Source organism: Actinoplanes sp. NPDC051859 (genome assembly GCF_044452725.1).
In the GTDB taxonomy this organism is placed as follows: domain Bacteria; phylum Actinomycetota; class Actinomycetes; order Mycobacteriales; family Micromonosporaceae; genus Actinoplanes.
This window is the reverse complement of record NZ_JBITBX010000011.1, coordinates 48,850-67,621: the sequence shown is the minus strand read 5'-3', so window position 1 is coordinate 67,621 and position 18,772 is coordinate 48,850. Positions and strand designations below refer to the sequence as shown.

The 18,772-nt window shown below is 71.3% G+C and carries 7 protein-coding genes; 1 reads left to right on the top strand and 6 read right to left on the bottom strand.

Annotated elements, in window-relative coordinates; genetic code table 11:
- Positions 1–23: 23 nt before the first annotated feature.
- From ACIA1L_RS25565 to ACIA1L_RS25540, 6 genes are all read right to left on the bottom strand, one after another.
- On the bottom strand, positions 24–2,486 hold the full coding sequence (locus tag ACIA1L_RS25565) for an ABC transporter permease (protein ID WP_396075450.1): 2,463 nt from the start codon (positions 2,484–2,486) through the stop codon (positions 24–26).
- Positions 2,483–3,241, bottom strand: a complete 759-nt coding sequence (locus tag ACIA1L_RS25560) for an ABC transporter ATP-binding protein (RefSeq protein ID WP_396075449.1) — start codon at positions 3,239–3,241, stop codon at positions 2,483–2,485. The genes ACIA1L_RS25565 and ACIA1L_RS25560 overlap by 4 nt, the downstream gene beginning before the upstream one ends.
- A gap of 125 nt (positions 3,242–3,366) precedes the next feature.
- Positions 3,367–4,035 (bottom strand): response regulator, encoded by a 669-nt coding sequence (locus ACIA1L_RS25555; protein WP_396075448.1) that lies wholly within the window; start codon positions 4,033–4,035, stop codon positions 3,367–3,369.
- The gene (locus ACIA1L_RS25550) at positions 4,032–5,219 is read right to left on the bottom strand and encodes a sensor histidine kinase (protein ID WP_396075447.1); all 1,188 of its coding nucleotides are present in this window, start codon (positions 5,217–5,219) and stop codon (positions 4,032–4,034) included. Before ACIA1L_RS25550 ends, ACIA1L_RS25555 begins: the two co-directional genes overlap by 4 nt.
- A 25-nt stretch (positions 5,220–5,244) precedes the next feature.
- Positions 5,245–6,726 (bottom strand): alkaline phosphatase family protein, encoded by a 1,482-nt coding sequence (locus tag ACIA1L_RS25545; RefSeq protein ID WP_396075446.1) that lies wholly within the window; start codon positions 6,724–6,726, stop codon positions 5,245–5,247.
- 16 nt (positions 6,727–6,742) lie between these two features.
- On the bottom strand, positions 6,743–7,738 hold the full coding sequence (locus tag ACIA1L_RS25540; RefSeq protein WP_396075445.1) for a 1-aminocyclopropane-1-carboxylate deaminase/D-cysteine desulfhydrase: 996 nt from the start codon (positions 7,736–7,738) through the stop codon (positions 6,743–6,745).
- A 74-nt stretch (positions 7,739–7,812) separates the two neighbouring features.
- Between ACIA1L_RS25540 and ACIA1L_RS25535 the strand changes: the two genes are divergently transcribed.
- The gene (locus ACIA1L_RS25535) at positions 7,813–18,741 is read left to right on the top strand and encodes an amino acid adenylation domain-containing protein (RefSeq protein WP_396075444.1); all 10,929 of its coding nucleotides are present in this window, start codon (positions 7,813–7,815) and stop codon (positions 18,739–18,741) included.
- Positions 18,742–18,772 lie beyond the last annotated feature (31 nt).

The following is an 18,772-nucleotide window of genomic DNA, read 5'->3' as shown; positions in this document are numbered from 1 at the left end:
ACAAGAGCATCGAGCCCACTGAATCACTCCGCGGCCAGATTCGCGGCGATCGGCCGGCGTGCAGCCCGCCGAGCCGGCAACACGGATGCGGCGAACGCGGCGACCACAGCCACGCCTAGGAGCACACCGAGTCGGTCCCACGGCAGCACGAGCGGCAGTCCGGCGCCGGAGCTCGCGACGGACGCCAGGCCCGACTTGGTGATCGCAATACTCGCGACAATGCCCACGACGGTGCCGGTCAGTGCAAGAACCAGCGACTCGACGGCGAGGGTGCCACGCAGCTGACGGCGGGTGATGCCGATTGCGCGCAGCAGCGTGTTCTCCCGGGTCCGCTCCACCACCGACAGCGTCAGCGTGTTGGCGACGCCGATCAGCGCTACGAGCACGGCCAGAGCCAGCAGCGCAGTGACCATGATGAGACCCTGGTCTAGCCGGGCATTGAGATGGGCTGTGTATCCCGCGCGGTCGTACACGGTCACCGTGGGGAAGTCGCGGGCGACCCGATCGAATGCGGCCCGGGCAGCGGCAGCGGAAACGCCCGGCGCCGGATCGGCCTGCACCTCGGACAGCCACGGATCCCGCTTGCTGAAGAGCGTTTGAAAATCCGCCGGGGCCAGCCACACTGTCCGGTCCAGCCGATAGTCCGCGTCGTCGCGAACGCGCGGCACCGAGGCCACCACGGCGAACGGCCGCCCGCCCACCGTGATGGTGCCGCCGGGGGCGACGCCCGATTCCCGGGTCACCACCGCGGTGCCGGGAGCAAGGGCGGAGAACGACCCTTCGTAGTCCGGATACCCGCGTTCCAGAATTGCCGGATACCCCACCTGAACACTGAGATCGCTGCTCGTGTCGATCGCGGTGAACACCGGGGAGAGCGCGCCCAGTTCGGGCTGCTCGCGGAGCGCCGCGGCCAACCCGGTCGGCAGTGTCGAGCCGGTGCCGTCCACCGCCAGGAAATGCGCACCGAACCGCTCGGCGGCTTTCCGCTCGGCCGGCGCCTTGGCACTCTCGATGATCATCGTGACCGACGCGACCAGGGTCACGCCGATCACCAGGGCGTTGGTGGTGGCGGCGATCCGGCGCGGATTGCGGACGGCGTTGCGTAGGGCGAGGGACACGGTCGCGCCGCCCATCCGTGCGGCGGGCCAGCCGAGCAGTCGGACCAGAACCGGGACCAGGACCGGGCTGAGCAGCACAAACCCGACGACGGCCAGCACCGCACCCGCAGCGACCAATTCGACCTGGCGGGCGGTCACCGCGGCGATCAGCGCCCCGGCGCCGCCGGCCATGGTGACCACGCCGAAGCCACGTCGCACCCGACCCGTCCGGCGAGCGTCCTGCACCTCGGAGTCGGACAGTGCTGCCACCGGCGCCACGGCCGTACCCCGGCGGGCAGGCATCAGCGCCGCTAGCACGGTCACGCCCGTACCGACGGCGAACGCGATCGCCACGGTGGTGGGCGTGACGACGAGGTCGCCAGTCAGGCCCGCGCCTGACGCCGCGAACGCCGCCCGTAGGCCGTACGCGAGACCGACGCCGGTCACGACGCCGGCCAGCGATCCGGCCAGACCAACGACCGCGGCCTCGGTCAGCAGGGAGCGGTAAATCTGCAGCCGGGTCGCGCCGATCAACCGCAGCAGCGCCGTCTCCCGGGTGCGCTGCGCCAGCATGATGGTGAACGTATTCGCGATGACGAACGCGGCGACACCTACGACGATCACGCTGAAGCCCACCAGGATGGCCCGAAATGTCCCGGCATCCCCCAGCGCGGCTTCCTGGGCCGTCCTGATCAGCGCTTCCTGGGTCTGCACGTCGCCGTCGACCGCGGCGCGGATCCGATCGGCCAGTTCGGCGTGGGTAACGCCGTCATCGGCGGAGACCACGACCCGGTCCGGCCGGTCTTGATCGGCCAGCGTCAGCACATCGCTGAGCACCAGACCGGCGACGGCGCCGCGGGCCTCGACTGCGGCCTTGCTCGCCGAGACCAACCCCACCAGCCGGTACGGCCGAGCCGCTGCTGTGCCACCACCCATGCGGATCTCGTCGCCCACCCGGAACGACTCCCGGCGGGCGGTATCGGCGTCCAGGACGAGCTCGCCGGCGGCCTGGGGCAGCCGGCCCTCGGTCGCGCTCAGCGGCTGCAACGCCGGGTCGGCCGGGATGCTGTCGGCCCGATGGACACCGGGCACCTGCTTACCGTCCTTGCCGACGATGCCGAACGAGGTCACGGTCGCCGTACCTTCGGCGGCCCGGACGCCGGACACCTTGCGGACCTTGTCCACCCGGTCGCCGGCATCAGGGAAGCCGGTGACCTCGACGTCGAGGTTGCGGAACTGCGCGCTCACCTGGGCGGTCATGGCCCGGGACAGGCCGTCGGTGAACATGAGGGTGCCGGCGAGGAAGGCCACGCCAAGCACAATCGACAGCGAGGTCAGCAGCAAGCGGGAAAGGTTGGCGTGCAGCGAGCGCAGGGTCAGCGAGATCATGCCGACACCGTCACCCGGGTCATCGCTTCCAGCACCGCGTCCGCGGTGGGTCGGCGCAGCGTGCGGGCGTACCGGCCGTCGCGCAGGAAGATCACCTGGTCGGCGCGCGCCGCGGCCTGCGGGTCGTGGGTCACCATGACGACGGTCTGCCCGAGATCGGTCACCGCGTCGCGCAGCAGGCCCAGCACCTCCGCGCCGGACCGCGAGTCGAGGTTGCCGGTCGGCTCATCGGCGAACACCACGAGCGGCCTGGTGATCAACGCCCGAGCCACCGCAACCCGCTGCTGCTGGCCCCCGGACAGCTCGGACGGCCGATGGGTCAGTCGGTCCCGCAGCCCCACGGCCGCCACCACCCGGTCGAACCAGGCCTGGTCCGGCCGGCTTCCGGCGATCGTCAGCGGCAGCGCGATGTTCTCGGCTGCGCTGAGCATCGGCAGCAGGTTGAACCTCTGGAACACGAAGCCGACGTGCTGGCGGCGGAGCAGGGTCAGCCGCCGGTCGTCGAGCGTGGTCAGGTCGATGCCACCGATCCGGACCGTGCCGCCGGTCGGCCGGTCCAGCCCGGCCAGGCAATGCAGCAGGGTCGACTTGCCGGAGCCGGACGGCCCCATGACGGCGTGGAACATACCCGCCGACAGGGTCAGGTCCACCCCGTCCAGGGCGGCAACGGTGGCGTCGCCGGCGCCGTACGCCATGCGCAGCCCGACGGCTTCGACGGCCGGACGGTCGCTGGAGGGGGTGAGGGGCACAGGCATCGGGACTCCCGCAGGTCATGATCGAGGACGATCACGACGCTAGGGATCGCGCGGCTCCGGCGCGTCCGCGTGCGGTGGGACCCGTCGCGTACGCCGCAGGTCGCTCCCGACCGGCGAGGTCCACCTCAGGTATCGCCGCCCGGCCGCACCACGCCCGACTCGTACGCGTACACCACCGCTTGCACCCGGTCGCGCAGGTTGAGCTTGTGGAGGATCCGCCCCACGTGCGTCTTCACCGTCGCTTCGGCCACCCGCAACGCGGTCCCGATCTCCGCGTTCGACTGGCCCCGGGCCATCAGCAGCAGCACCTCCTGCTCGCGCTCGGTCAGCGCGCTCAGCTTGAGCACCGACGATCGGTCCGGCACGAACCGCCCGGCGAAACGGTCCAACAGTCGCTGGGTGATCCGCGGCGCCACCACCGCCTCGCCGCTGGCTACCACGCGGATGGCGGCCAGCAGGTCCTCCGGCGGCACGCTTTTCAGCAGGAAACCGCTGGCCCCGGCCTGCAACGCGGCGAAGGCTTCCTCATCGGTGTCGAAGGTGGTCAATACCAGCACCCGTGGGGTCGGGCCCGCGGCGCAAATCTGCCGGGTCGCCGCCACGCCGTCCAAGACCGGCATGCGCAGGTCCATCACCACCACGTCGGCGTCGGTGGTGTGCAGCAGGCGCAGCGCCTCCGCGCCGTCGCCCGCTTCGCCAACCACGGTGATGTCTTCCTGGAAGTCCAGCACCATGCGGAAACCGGCGCGGACCAGCTGCTGGTCGTCGACGAGGACGACCCGGATCGGCGTCACGCCGCCACCGACCCGGCGGTCAGGGGGATCCGGGTGCGGACCCGCCAGCCGCCGGACAGCAACGGACCGGCGTCGAAGGAGCCGCCGTGCAGGCGGGCCCGTTCCCGCATGCCGATCAGCCCGTTCCCGCCCGGCACGGCGACGGTGGTTCCGGAGCCGTTGTCACTGATGTCCAGCTCGATGGCCTCCGGACGGTAGCGCAGCCGGACGGTCGCCTCAGGCGCCGGACCCGCGTGCTTGAGGGTGTTGGTCAGCGCCTCCTGCACGATCCGGTAGACAGCCAGCGCCACTCCGCTGGGCACCTCGGGCGGCGTGCCGTCGACGAGCAGTTCGACCGCCAGCCCGGCGCCGCGGGCCCGCTCGACCACCGCGCTCACCTGGTCCAGCCCGGCCGGGGCGCGGTCGAGGTCAGAGTCCTCGCGGCGCAGCAGCTCCACCAGCTGTTTGATCTCCACCAGAGCCTCCCGACCGGTCGTGCCGATGGTGCGCAGCGCGGTCCGGGCCCGTTCCGGGTCGCGGTCCAACGCGTATTCGCCGCCGTTGGCGTGCACGATCATCACCGTCAGCGAGTGCGCCACGATGTCGTGCAGCTCGCGGGCGAGGCGCGTCCGTTCCTCGGCGACCGCGATCCGGGCCAGCTGGTCGCGCTCCCGCTCGGCGGCGGCGACCTCCTCCGCACCCCGCACCTGGTAGAGCCGGCGCGACCGGGCGAGCGAGGCGACGGCCCACACCAGGGCGAGGATGCTACCGCTGCTGGTCAGCGCGAACTCGACGTCGTCGAGGGTGAACAGGGAATCGGGAAATTCCACGGAGGTGCGAAACGCACCGCCCGCGGTCGTTGCCGCGAGGCTAAGGAGCCCGGCCGTGATGCCCGCTCGCAGCCGGGCCGCATGCACCACCGTCGAGTACATCGAGAAAGCCACCGCGAACACCATGATCTCCACCCGGAGGTAGGAGTCGTGCATCTCGATCGGCACAGCGGCGAGGGAGAGCACCAAGACGGCCGCGAACGAGCTGACCGGGTGCGTCCGACGCCACATCAGCGCGCACCCGACGAGCAGCCCGTAGATCGTCCCGCCCGTCGAATACTCGGGCCACTGCCAGCTTCCGGCCACCAGGAACGTCCCGGCCGCGGCCAGATCGATCAGGACCGCCCGGTAGCGCCCGACCAGCGACCACAGCATGCGGGCGATACTACAAAACGGCAGCTCAGCTCACTCGCAGGTCGTCCACGACCCAATACCAGTTGTTACTCGCGTCGTAGTAGCGGAACTTGACGATCATGCTGGTGGCCCCGGCGGGCACGGCGACCGGCAGCGACTCGACCGCCGCCCGGGCATCCGCCGTGTAGCGCTTCACCAACTGATCGGTGCCGCCGTTGAAGGAGACCAGCACGTCGGCCTTCTGCGCGCCCTCCTGGCGGTAGTGGGTCACATAGTCCAGTCGGACCGTGCCACCCGCGGTCACCGGGTAGGCTGGGGAGACGAGCGTCGAGTCGAAGGCGTTCCCGCCGGACTTGTCGGCATACTCGTCGCTGTCCGCCACCGCGAAGACGCCGCGCGCCCGCACCGCGTTCTCCCGGTCCTGGCCGCTCTGGGTCCGGCTCCAGAAGTCGTCGGTGGTGAAGGACCAGCCGCGCCATTCCGTCATGCCGCCCGCCGGCATCGCGGCGCGGTCCACCGACCAGCCGGCCGGGGCGGTCGGGGTCCAGCCGGCCAGCGTGGCCGGAATGCCCGTCTCGTCCACCCGGGTCTGCAGCGGCAACGCGTCGAACGGATCGGTGGAAGGGACCCGCAGGCTCCGGCCGTCGATACCCGCGGTGACCCCGAAATGCTGCAGGGCCGTCGCGGCCAGGTCGACCTGACGGACGTCGGCCGGCCGCGTGCCGGCGCCGATCCCACTGCCGACCGCCAACAGGAAGGTGCCCCGCTCGTCGATGCGGCAGCCGCCGTGCCCGCCGAACGGCACCCGGTGGCCGTGGTCCGTCGTGACCATGACGAGCCAATCTTCGCTTCCGTACGTCGGACGCGCCCGTACCGCCGACAGGATCCGGCCGAGCTGCTGGTCCTGCTTCTCGATCGCGGCCCGGTAGCGGGCGCCGGTGCCGACGGCGTGTGCCACCACGTCCGTGTTGCCGAGATAGAGGAAGGAAGCATCCGGGCCGCCGCTGCTCAGCCGGTGGATCGCCTCGGCGGTGATCTTCTCGTCCTCGCCGGCGTACCCATTGGCGTCACCGTCCAGAGTGAACCGGGTATCGATGGCGGCAGAGAAGGTGCCCTGCTGGTGCAGCGGCGCCCAGTCGACGGCCGAGTACGTGCCGAGGGCCGGATGTGCCTGTTCGAGGCGGGTCAGGAAGTCCGGATGGGTGTCGTACTGCTTGCCGGCAAAGGTGTTGTTGCGGACGCCGTGGCGGTCCGGCCACACCCCGGTGGCGATGGTCGACCAGCCGGGGCCACTGGAGGAGTCGGCCAGTGTCGGGCACTGCACCAGACTGCGGCCGAGCGCACCCTGCGCCGCGAGGCTCTTCAGCTGCGGAGCGTCAGCGGCGACCACGTTGTCCCAGTTCAGGCCGTCCATCCCGATGACGAGGAGCTTCTTGACCGGCGCGGCGGCGGCCGAAGCAGGCACAGCGGCGGCGGTGCTGACGAGCAGAGCGGCGACCAGGCTGGAGCGCACGGCGGCACGATTCATGCATCGAAAGCTATCACTACAAGGGTGGCTCCGGGCGGTGTCCGTCGTCGGCGGTGTGCCAGTACAGGACCGGGCCGTCCGCGGCGGCGGTCATCTCGCGGAGCGCGGCGGCAGCCTTGGCGGTGTAGACCGGCTCGGTGTGCACCCCCGCATGCTCGGCGAGCCAGGCAGCGGCGGCCGTCGACTCGGCCGTCGGGTGGCCGTAGCCGGGACCGAGCCAGTCCGCGCGTACGGTCAGCGGATTGAGCGGAGCGGGAGTGGGCAGTGCCGCGCCGCTGCGACGCAGCAGGCGTGCCGTCGCCTCGGCGAGCCGACGCACCTGCGGTTCCCCCATCGGGGTCTGGTCGTTGACCAGGACGCCCACCACCGCGGTGGTCAACCCAGCCAGGGCAAGCCCGAGCGCCAAGCCCGCCGCCGTCCCGCCGGACCCCACCGGCACGACCACCTTCGCGGGCAGCGGCAACGCACCGGTCTCCACCTGGGCGGCCAGCTCGAAAGCGGCCTCCACATAGCCGAGACAGCCGCGCGGGCTCGACCCACCGACCGGCAGCAGCGCCGGGCGACCGCCGGACACCGTCGCCCCGGCCAGCAGCAGGCCCGCCGTCAGATAGCCGGCCCGCACGCTGCGCACCCGCCGCACCGTCGCCCCGGTCTCGTGCACGGCGGCGATCTGCCGGGCCACATGATCGTCGTACGGCTGCTCCAGCGCGACCAACGACACCCGCAACCCGGCCGCAGTCGCATACCGGGCGACCGCGACCGCGTGATGGCTGCCCGTGCCGCCTGCAGTCACCACCGACCGGCAGCCCCGGCGCAACAGGTCGGCCAGCGTCCACTCCAACTTGCGCACCTTGTTGCCGCCGTACCGGGTGCCGTACCCACCGTCGTCCTTGACCCACAGGCCAGGCAGGCCGGCCAGCGGGCGGACCGGCGTCGGGGCGGCACCGAGCCGCCGGAACGGAAGACGCTCCACCACAGCGGGATAGCGCTCGTGCACATGCGGCACCGTCATCCCCGCAGGGTACTGCGATTTTCGCCGTTGGCTACCGTCGTGTCACCCGCACCCGGCCGCCCAGGAGTTCTCCCATGACACTCACCGACGTGCTGATCCGGGCCGCGACCCGATCCCCCGACCAGGGCGTGGTCCACGTCGGCGCGTCCGGGACGGAACGTATGGTCGGCTACGCGGACCTCTACGCCGACGCGCTGCGCATCGCCGGTGGCCTGCAGGAAGCCGGCCTTCGCACCGGCGACCCCCTCCTGCTGGTGGCGGAGGACGGCACCGACTTCCTCCCCCTGTTCTGGGGTGCGGTCTGCGCCGGCATCGTGCCGGTGCCGCTGCCACCGGAACCTGGCCGCGTGGCCGCAGTCTCCCGGCTGCTCAGTGGGCCGGCGCTGGCCGGCGACGGCGCCGACGCGCTTTCTCCCGCAGCGCTGCGCCGGTCGGCGCCGCTCACCGCGCCGGTGCCGGTCGGCATGGACGACCTGGCTCTGTTGCAGTTCTCCTCGGGCAGCACAGGCACGCCCAAGGGGGTCGAGCTGACCCACCGCAATCTGGTGACGAACCTCGACCAGGCGGCCCAGGCCAGCGCCCTGACCGCGGCCGACGTCGTCGCGACCTGGATGCCCTACTTCCACGACATGGGCCTGATCGGCACCCACCTCGTCCCGACCCATGTGCGCTGCCGCCAGGTGCGGATCAGCCCGCTCACGTTCGCCAAACGCCCGGAAACCTGGTTGCGCACCGCCCAGAAACACCAGGCGACGGTGCTGTCGGCGGCCAACTTCGCGCTCGCCTTGACCGTACGGCGGGTGCCGGCGGCAGTGCTCGACGACCTCGACCTCAGCAGCGTACGGCTGGTGATGGTGGGCGCCGAACCCATCTCCCCCCAGGTGTGGCGCTCCTTCGCGGACCACCTGGCCCAGGCGCGGCTCGACCCGCGCGCCCTCTGCCCGGTGTACGGCCTCGCGGAAGCCAGCGTGGCGGTGACCTTTGCCCCGGCAGGCGAGCTCGCCACACCCCTCCGGCTGAGCCGTGCCGCGTTGGCTCGCGGTGTCGCGCTGCCCGCCACGCATCCGCAGGCCGTCGAGGTCATGGACGTCGGGCACCCGGTGCCGGGCTGCCGCCTCCGGATCGTGGACGCCGCTGGTCAGCCGGTCGAGGACGGCCTCGGCGGCGCGATCCAGGTGCAGGGCGCCAACGTCACCCGCGGTTACCACCTCGACCCCGCGGCCACCGCGGCGGCGCGGGACGGCGACTGGCTGCGCACCGGTGACACGGGCTTTCTCCAGGCGGGGCGGCTGTGCGTCACCGGTCGCGAGAAGGACGTGGTGTTCGTGCACGGACGCACTTTCCACGCCGCGGACCTCGAAGAGATCGCCGCAGGCACCCCGGGTCTCGGAACCGGCCCGCTCGCGGTCGTCGGTGCGAGTGACGAGACCTCCGGCCACGAACGGGTCGCCGTCTTCCTGTCCGCCACCGCCGTCCGCACCGACCCGGCCGTCACGACTCTCGTCCGGGCACGGGTCGCGGAGGCGCTCGGATACGACGGTGTCGAGGTGCAGGTGGTGCCGAACGGCGTGTTCGCGCGTACCACCAGTGGCAAACTGCGGCGGCAGGCGTTGCGCGACCGGCTCGCCGCTGATACCGCGCCAGCGCTGTCTTTGCCCGCACCCGCCCCGCCCACACGAGTCGGCACCGCGCCGGTCACCAGGTCCGAGATGGAGTCGGTCGTCCGCGAGGCCTGGGCGCACGTGCTTCGGGTGCCCCCGGGCACCATCGGAACGGCGGACAGGTTCCTGGCGATCGGCGGGTCGTCGCTGGCTGCGATGGAAGTGCTGGCGGTGCTGGAGGACGCGCTGGGGCGTACGCTCGATCCGGTCCTATTGCGTGACTGCGCGACCATTTCCGAGCTGGCGGACCGGCTCTTGCTTCGGCCTGACGAGCTACCGGACCGTTCCCCTGCCGCGGCGGACACGGGTGGCGAGCTCGCGGTCATCGGCATGGCGTGCCGCTTTCCCGGCGCGGACAGCCCCGAGGAGTTCTGGCACAACCTGGTCGACAGTCGGGACAGCGTCACCTCGGTCACCCGTTGGCCCGGCGGCGGTCACGGCGCTTTCCTGGCCGACCCCGCACTCTTCGATGCGGAATTCTTCGGCATCGACGATCGTGAGGCGGCGCTGCTCGACCCGCACGCCCGCATCTTCCTGGAGCTGGCCCACGAGGCACTGGAGCGGGCCGGATACGCCGGCCCACGCCGGCACAGTCGGCGCATCGGCGTCTTCGCCGCGGTGGGCGAGAGCGGATATTCCGAGCTGGTGACCGCGGCCGGGCTGGCAGGACCGCACGCAATGACCGGCACCATGCGCAGCCTGTTGCCTGCCCGCGTGGCGCACCTCCTCGATCTGCACGGCCCGGCTCTCGCCGTGGACACCGCCTGTTCCTCAGCCCTGGTGGCGCTGCACCTCGCCCGTCGAGCCCTGGCAGCGGGCGACTGTGACGTGGCCGTGGTCGGCGGCGTCAACCTCCAGCTGACACCGACCAGTGAACAGCTGCTGAGCAGCGCTCAAGCACTGTCTCCCACCGGACGCTGCCGGGCCTTCTCCGCTGACGCCGACGGTTTCGTCCCCGGGGAAGGCGGCGCGGCGCTGATCCTCACCCGCCTGTCCGATGCCGCAGCTGACGACGTTCTCGCCGTGGTACGCGGAACCGCGGTCAACAACGACGGCCGCTCGCTCAGTCTGCTGGCCCCCAACCCGCTGTCGCAGCGCGCCGTCATCGCCCAGGCGTACCAGGACTGCGGCATCGATCCCGCGAATGTCTCCTATGTGGAGGCACATGGCACCGGCACCGCCGTGGGTGATCCGGTGGAAGCCCAGTCGTTGGCCTACGCGTTCCCACCACTGCCGGACGGACGCAACCGGCTGCTCGGCTCGGTGAAGACCAACGTCGGCCACCTCTTGCACGCCGCCGGGTTGCCGGGACTCATCAAGGTCATCATGGCTCTCCGGCACCGCGAGCTCCCCGCGTCCCTGCATCACGACCCGCCCTCGGCACGGTTTGACCTGGCCGCCGCCGGTTTCGAGGTGGTCTCCTCACGGCAGCCCTGGACCGGTTCCCCCGTCGCGGGTATCAACAGCTTCGGCTTCGGCGGCACCAACGCGCATGCCATCCTGTCCGCTCCGACCACCCGCAGCACCCCCACTGACCGGTCTGGTGAGTCGACACACGAACCGCGCTTGCTCACCTTGTCGGCGGGGTCGGCGGATGCGCTGCGAGCGGCAGCCCAAGAGCTGGCCGGGCACCTGCGTGACCATCCCGAGCTCGCCGAGGCGGACGTGTGCGCTACCGCTTCGACGAACCGGGACGACGGTCCGCACCGGGCTGCGCTCGTCACCGCGGGCACCCTGATCGAGCAGCTCGACGCGCTCAGCCAGACCGGGACCCACGATCCGGTCGGGCGGCTGCCCCGGGTCGCCTTCCTCTTTGGTGGGCAGGGAACGCAACGGCCGGGGCAAGGCGCAGCCCTGTATGAGACGGCGCCCAGGTTCCGGGAAGTCCTCGACGAGGTGTCGGTCGCGGCGGGGGCAATCGCGGGCCGCACTCTGGTGCAGTGGTGCATCGATCCGACTGTGCCGGTCGCGGATCTGGCCCGTACCGAGGTCACGCAGCCGTTGGTGGTCGCGTTCGGGACCGCGCAGGCGGCGCAGCTGCGCGCGTACGGCATTGGTGCGGATGCGGTGGCCGGACACAGTGTCGGCGAGCTGGCTGCCGCCGCGGACGCGGGAATGTTCACCGCTGCCGAGGCGGTCTGCCTGGCGGCAGCGCGCGGACGGCTGACCGCCACCTTGGCGACCCCGGGCGCCATGCTCGCGGTCGCTGCGAGCGCCGAAGATATCACCGAGATCCTGGGTGCTGCCGTCCTCGACGCGGTCGTGGTGGCGGCCCACAATGCTGCCCGGCAGACCGTGCTTGCCGGTTCGGACTCAGACGTCGAGCGGGCCGCCGCGCGACTGACGGCGCACGGCATCAACGTCCGACCACTTGCCGTGTCGCACGCGTTCCACTCGCCCACGATGCTGCCGGTCGCCGCGGCGCTGTCAGACCTCGCCCCGATCCCCCGGCCTGCGGAGACACCACTCCTCAGCACGGTCAGCGGCGAGTGGGGTGCGGCCTACGACGCGGCCTACCTCGCCGACCACGCGGTGCGCCCGGTGCGGTTCGCGGCGGCGATGAACCGGTTGCAGGCGGCCGGCTTCGACACCTTCGTCGAGGTGGGCGCCAGCGCCGCGCTGGCACCGATGATCCGCGACGCGACCGTACGGCAGGCCGGCAGCAACGCCACGGAGCTGCTCGCGACGGTCGGCAGCCTGTGGCAGCGTGGCGCCGCCTTGCACCGTTCGACGCTGGACGCCGGCACTCGACGGGTGGCGCTCCCCACCTACCCGTTCCAACGGCGGCGGTACTGGGTGACCGACACCCCTGCCACCCTCTTCACGGCACACTGGATCCCCGCTCCCGACGTGGACAGCGCCGCAGCCGGTGCGGTAACGGTCGTGCGGGCCACCCCGCGGCTTGCCGGGCTTGCCGCGCTCGACGAGTCGTGTGCTGCGGCGGCGGCCACTCTGACCGCTGCGGCGCGTACGGGTCAGTTGCTGGTCATCACCGAGGACCTCTATGCCACCGGCAGCAGTGCCGAGCGGCTCAACCCGGCCCACGCGGTGTGGGTCGGGCTGGCGATGGCACTGGCGGCGGAGAATCCCGGTCTCGGCGTACGCATCGTGGATCTTTCGTCGGCGGATCCGGCGCAGGTGCAGCAGGCGGCGATCGATCGGGAGCGGGCCCAGCCGCCGAACCCCGGCCCTGCGGAGATCATCGCGGTCCGTGCCGGTCGACGCCTCACCCGGCAGTTCACGGAGCAGTACCAGCACGACTCACCGCTACACACCACCGCAGAGCTTCCGCCGGACGGCCGGTATCTGCTCGTCGGCGGAGCCGGGGCGGTCGGACGCGCGATCGCCCGGGACCTGGCCCGGCGCGGACGGCCCCACCTGCTGCTCGCTGGACGGTCGGCGGAACCGGCGGCGCTACTCGCCGAGCTACGGGCGCTGGGCGCAACAGTGGAATACCACGTGGCCGACGTGGCGGTGGCGCAGGACGTTGCCGCGTTGACCACGGGGCGGCAGTTCGACGTGGTGGTGCAGGCCGCCGGAGTCGTACAGCCGGGCAGCCTGCAGGCGAAGAGCCCGACCGACATCGTGACGGAGCTGTCAGCGAAGGTCCGCGGGACCTATCTGTTGACCGAGGCGGTTCGTGCGCAGCAGCCGCTGATCCTGGCACTGTCGTCCATCTCGTCAGCACGGCCCGGACTGGCCGGCGCGATCAGCGCGTACGTTGCCGCCAACGCCTACCTCGATGCCTTCGCCTTCGCGGAGCAGGCCGCGGGACATCGGTTCGTCACGGTCAACCTGCCGGTGCTCAGCGGTGGCGGGTTAGCCGCGAGCCAAGGCCTGCGGACGGGTGGGCTGCCGGTGGACCAGGTGCCGGACGTGCTGTGGGCAGCTGCCCGGCGGGGGGCACCGCAGGTGCTCGTCGACGCACCGGAGGCAGCAAGACCGCGCGAAGCAAGGACTTCCGCATCCTCGGATTCCAGCGAAATCCAGACCATGCTGCGGGAACTCCTGGCCGGGCCGTTGCGGAGGGCACCTGAGGACATCGGGGTCGATGAGTCGCTCCTGGCCCTCGGACTCGACTCCCTCACCGCCGTGGACCTCGTCAAGCGGTTGGAAACACGGCTCGACCGTACCCTCTCCACCACGCTGTTCTTCGAGCACCGCACGATCAGCGCCGTCGCCCGGCAGTTGGCCGGACCGGCGGCGCTTCCGCAGGTGTTCCCGCTCAGCCCCGTGCAGCAGGCCTTCGCGACCACCGGCCAGCTCTACCCCGACGTGCCCGCGTACGCGTACGTGCGCCAAACCCTGACCGGCGCCATCGACCCGGACCGGCTGGCTGCCGCATTCGCCGAGCTGGAACGACGCCACCCGATGATGCGGATACGCGTGCAGGACGGCGGCCAACGCTGCGCGGCGCCGAGCACCGGCCGCCCCGACTGGTTCACCGTGACCTCCCTTGCTGATGCGGCACCCAGCGATGCGGTGGCGGAGCTGGACGCCGAGCTGCGGAACCGCCCCTTCGATCTGCGTCGGGAGGCACCGATCCGGGTGCTCCTGGTCATGTCCACGACGGGCCATTCCCACCTGATCGTGGTGGTGCACCACGCTGCCGCCGACGGCTACAGTCTCGCGATTCTCGGCGACGAACTGTGGCGGCTCTACGCCGGACACGACCTCCCGGCATCGCCGACCACGTCCTTCGCCCAGCATGAGGAAGCGCGCCGGGAGCCGGGCGCCGAACAGCTGGCGTACTGGCAGCAGCGGCTCGCCAGCTATCCCGGCCTGGCCCTGCCCTTCGACGGCGACCCCACGGCCGAGCCCGAACCGCCGTACGCCGTGCATCAGGTGCGGGTCGATCCGACCGTGACCGCGCGACTGACCGAGCAGGCCCAGGCCGGCGGTGTCTCACTCTTTCAGCTGCTTCTCGCCGGCTATGCGCGCTGTCTGTCGCGCTGGAGCGGACAGTCGCGAGTGCCGGTGTTGGTGGCCCGGGCCGGGCGTACGGCGCGTCTGCCGGACGTGGACCGGATGGTCGGCCCGTTCGCCGACACCTTGCCGGTGCTCGCGGAGATAGGCGACGACGAGTCAACCCTGAGGCTGGCGCAGCGGTTGCGGGAGGACTGGCTGAGCAGCGAGCAGCACGGTCAGGTTTCTACTGTGGACCTGGCGAAGATGCTCGCCGCGGCAGGTGCCGGACCACGAACCGCCAGCCCGGCAAGCTTCAGCTTCGCGCGATTCCCCGGCCGGGAAGGCTCGGACAACCGGGTGGTGGCGACGACAGCGGGAACTGCGTCGGCCGCTACCCGACTCGGCTTGGTCTGCTTCGAAGCACACGGTGCCCTGCACTTCTCGTGGAACTACCCCACCGCCTTGTTCGAGCTGACCACGGTGCAACGGCTCGCCACCGAGCACCTGGCCGAACTGACCGGTTCGGCAACCGAGGCCATTGAGCCGGTGGCGGAGCGGATCCGCCGCCAATGTCGACGCACACCCGAAGCAGTCGCGGTGCTCACCGAAGGTGCGGCCCTCACCTATGGCGAGCTCGACCTGGCTTCCGACCGGCTGGCCGCCCGACTCGCTGCCACCGGTGCGCGCAGGATCGGTCTCCTCACCGCGCCAGGAGCCGCCACGGTCATCGGCGTCGTCGGCATCCTCAAAGCCGGCGCGGCCTGGGTGCCACTGGACGCCGCGCACCCTTCCGTACGGCTGACCGCACAGCTCAGCCGCGCGGGCGCCCCGGTGGTCGTCGTCGACCCCAGCACGCAGGCGAAAGCCAACGAGCTCGGCGGGCGCACCCTCATCGACATCAGTGACGGCATGCCCGCGACGCCACCGCCGGTCGACACCACGCCCGGGGACGACGCGTACGTCATCTTCACCTCCGGCTCGACCGGACGCCCCAAGGGAGTTGTGGTCTCCCATCGAGCCCTGAGCAACTATCTCGACTGGGCCGGCACCACCTTCGGCTACCGGCCGGGCGACCGGATGGCGCAGACCGCGTCGATCTGCTTCGACGCCTCGGTACGCCAAATCCTCGCCCCGCTCCTCGCCGGCGCCACGATCATCGCGTGGGATCGGGACACCATCCGCGATCCGGCCGAACTGCTGAGCCGGGTCCTGCGCGACGCGGTGACCGTGTGGAGCTCGGTCCCCACCCTGTGGGAACGCCTCCTCGGGGCAGCCGAAAAGCGACAGGCCGACCTGTCCACGCTGCGCTGGGTGCACGTCGGCGGCGAGGAACTGTCCGCGGCGCACCTCCGGCGCTGGTTCGACCTGGTGGGTCCGCACGCACGAGTGTCCAACCTGTACGGCCCCACCGAAACCACGATCAACGCCACCTTCCACATCATCGATCGGCGCCCGGCCGACGACGACACGCACGTGCCCATCGGGCGCCCGGTAGGCGGCGCGCTGGTGGCAGTGCTCGGCCCGGACGGCGAGCCGTGCGCTGCCGGCCAGGTGGGTGAGCTGTACATCGGTGGGATCGGTGTCGCCGCCGGCTACCTGGACGATCCGGAGCAGACCGCTGCCGGCTTCGTGCAACGAGCCGGGCAACGGTGGTATCGCAGCGGCGACCGCGCCGTCCGCGACGAACGGGGTGTGCTGTGGTTCCGCGGCCGCATCGACGATCAGCTGAAGGTGCACGGACATCGGGTCGAGCCCGGCGAGGTGGAGGCCGTGCTGCGCGGCCATCCGGCCGTCGAGCGAGCGACCGTACGCGGCGCGGGTGGGCGCCTGGTCGCCGTCGTCCAGACGCGGGACGATCAGGAGCTGACGGGCGCGGAGCTGCGGGCGTACCTGGCGGGTCTGTTGCCGTCCTATCTGGTGCCGAGTCGCATCGAGGTCGTGACGGCGTTGCCCGTGACGGTGACCGGCAAGACGGACCGTGCGTCGACGCCCACCGAGTGGGTGCTGGCCGAGGTGTGGCAACGGATGTTCGACCTGCCGCACGTCGGACGGGACGACGACTTCTTCGCGCTGGGCGGCGACTCCATCGGCGTTCTCGAAATGTTCGGTGAGCTGGAATCGCGGCTGCCGGCGTTGCCCCGGCCCACTGTCGTCTATCGGCATCGCACCCTGGCGAAGCTGGCAGCGGCGATCGATGAGGCGGTCGAAGTCCAGGAAAGCGTTGCCGAGCCGGCAGCCGAGTTTGCGCTAAGTGCGGGACAGCGCGGCTACTTGCTGGCCGACGCGCTGGGGGCACCCGCTGCCTGGCTGGCGGCTCCACGCCTGCGCGGTCCGCTCGACGTGGACCGGTTCCAGCGTGCCGTGGATGCACTGGTGGCGCGGCACCCCATGCTGCGTACGGTATTCCGGCCCGATGCCCGACCGCCCACCCAGCGAGAACTGACTTCCCCAGGACGACTGGTGGTGGACTATGAACCCGCCCCCGGGCCGATCGGCGAAGAGCTGGACAAGCAACGCGTGCAGCGCTTCGACCCCGCACACTGGCCGCTTGTCCGCCTGCGGCTGCTCCGAGTCACCGCGCAGGAACATGTGCTGATCCTGCACGCCCATCACCTGGTGGGCGACGGATACAGCGTGGCCCTTCTGGCCCGCGAGCTCCTCACGACCTTCGACCGCGGGGTGCAGGCCCTGCCGCCGCTCCGCTCGACCTTCCGCGACTACGTGGCGCTGCTGGACCGGCTGACTCCGACAGTTGTCGCCAACGACCGGGTTCCGCAGGCAGCAGTGGCCGCGACTGGTTTCACGCTCACGGCGGCAACCGCCAGCGAGCTGCAGAACCGAGCCGTCGCGGCCGGGGTGACGCCATTCGTGCCGGTGCTCGACGCGTACCGTCGCAGTCTTTCCGCGGTATGGGGCGATGCCCAGGTGGGGGTCGCGGTGACCGGGCGCGACCATGCGCTGCCCGACCTTGGTCGGCTCTTCGGGCCATGCGCGAGCGCGGTGGCAATCCCACCGGGCAAGACCGGTTGGCAGGAGACGGCCACGGCCGTGCACGAGGCACAGCACCGCACCTACACCGCCCCGCAGGGGTGGCGCTTCTTCTTCACCTACCTCGACTTCGCGGCGTTGGGACCGCTGCGGGGCGACACACTCCGGCTCTCCTGGGACGACGCAGACGCCGAGCTGACCGTCCCGCCCGGCACGGAGGTGCTCCTCGCGGTCCGCCCCACCGACAGCGGAATGCGGCTGACCTTACGCGGCCGGACCGCGCCGGAAACCCTGCACCGCCTTGCCGCTGAGCTTCGGTCCCGGCTGGAAACCACATCCCGGCTCGATGCCGCGCTGATCGGCTACCTTCCGGCACCGGCGCACCTCGCGGCCGTCGCCGGAAACCTTCCCCCTTCCGTACGGGCGCAGCTGCCGCACCTGGATCGGGACAGCATCCGAGCCGCGCTCTTCCCCGACGGTCGACCACGGCTGCTGGAAACGACGGAAACCCCGCTGGGCCGTACGGGATTCGTGTGCCTGCCCCGGTTCGCCGATGAGCTGGCCGGCGACGGCCTGGCCGAACAGAGCGCTCGCGCGGCGGACCTCGCCGCCGCGCTGGGTGCTCGCACCGTGTCGCTTGCCGGAATGATCCCGGCCCTCACCGGGTACGGGACGGCGGTAGCTCGACGGGCACAGTCGACGACCCGGGTCACCACCGGCCATGCCGTGACCGCGGCATCCGTCGTACACACCACCCTTGCCGCGGTTGCGGCGCGCAGCCGTCGCCTGTCCGGCAGCGTGCTCGCCGTCGTCGGAGTAGGCTCGATCGGCGCATCGTTCCTGCACCTGCTGCTCTCTCGCGCAGATCAGGCGCCCGCAGGTCTCGTGCTGTGCGACCTGCCCGGCGCCGTCGAACGCCTCACCGACCTGGCTGCCACGATCACCGCGGGTGGCTTCGGCGGACCGATCGAGATCGTCACCGCAGAGCCGTCCGCGGGCCGCGAACGCGCTCCGGCGTCCGTGTACCGCGCGGATGTCATCGTGGCGGCGACCAGCGGCGGAGCCGGCACGCTGGACATCGACCGGCTGCGGCCGGGCACCGTCGTCGTGGACGATTCCTTCCCGCACTGCTTCGACACCGACCGCGCGCTGTCGCGCATGCGCGTCGAGGGAGACATTCTCGTCGTGGGTGGCGGACTGCTCCACTGTGGTCCTGCTACCCGCGTAGTGGCGGCGGGGATACCGCCGGTGGCCCGTACGGGGATCCCAGCGGCCATAGCGTCCTGCCAACTGGAGTCGCTGCTGCACGCCACAACTCCCGGGCTGCCGCTGGTCTGCGGACCGGTGGACGCCGACTCCGCCGCCGCCTACTGGGACGCGCTCGCAGCGGCCGGTGTCCGAGCGGCGCCGCTGCACTTGTTGGACTGGGTGGTGCCTATGCCATGATCCGCCAGAGGACCTGGTCTTCCACGTCTGA

What these genes read in the sequence shown, in the direction of transcription:
- ACIA1L_RS25565 (WP_396075450.1), bottom strand. Translation starts at nt 2,486, where the DNA reads ATGATCTCGCTGACCCTGCGCTCGCTGCACGCCAACCTTTCCCGCTTG.
- ACIA1L_RS25560 (WP_396075449.1), bottom strand. Translation starts at nt 3,241, where the DNA reads ATGCCTGTGCCCCTCACCCCCTCCAGCGACCGTCCGGCCGTCGAAGCC.
- ACIA1L_RS25535 (WP_396075444.1), top strand. Translation starts at nt 7,813, where the DNA reads ATGACACTCACCGACGTGCTGATCCGGGCCGCGACCCGATCCCCCGAC.
- ACIA1L_RS25550 (WP_396075447.1), bottom strand. Translation starts at nt 5,219, where the DNA reads ATGCTGTGGTCGCTGGTCGGGCGCTACCGGGCGGTCCTGATCGATCTG.
- ACIA1L_RS25545 (WP_396075446.1), bottom strand. Translation starts at nt 6,726, where the DNA reads ATGAATCGTGCCGCCGTGCGCTCCAGCCTGGTCGCCGCTCTGCTCGTC.
- ACIA1L_RS25540 (WP_396075445.1), bottom strand. Translation starts at nt 7,738, where the DNA reads ATGACGGTGCCGCATGTGCACGAGCGCTATCCCGCTGTGGTGGAGCGT.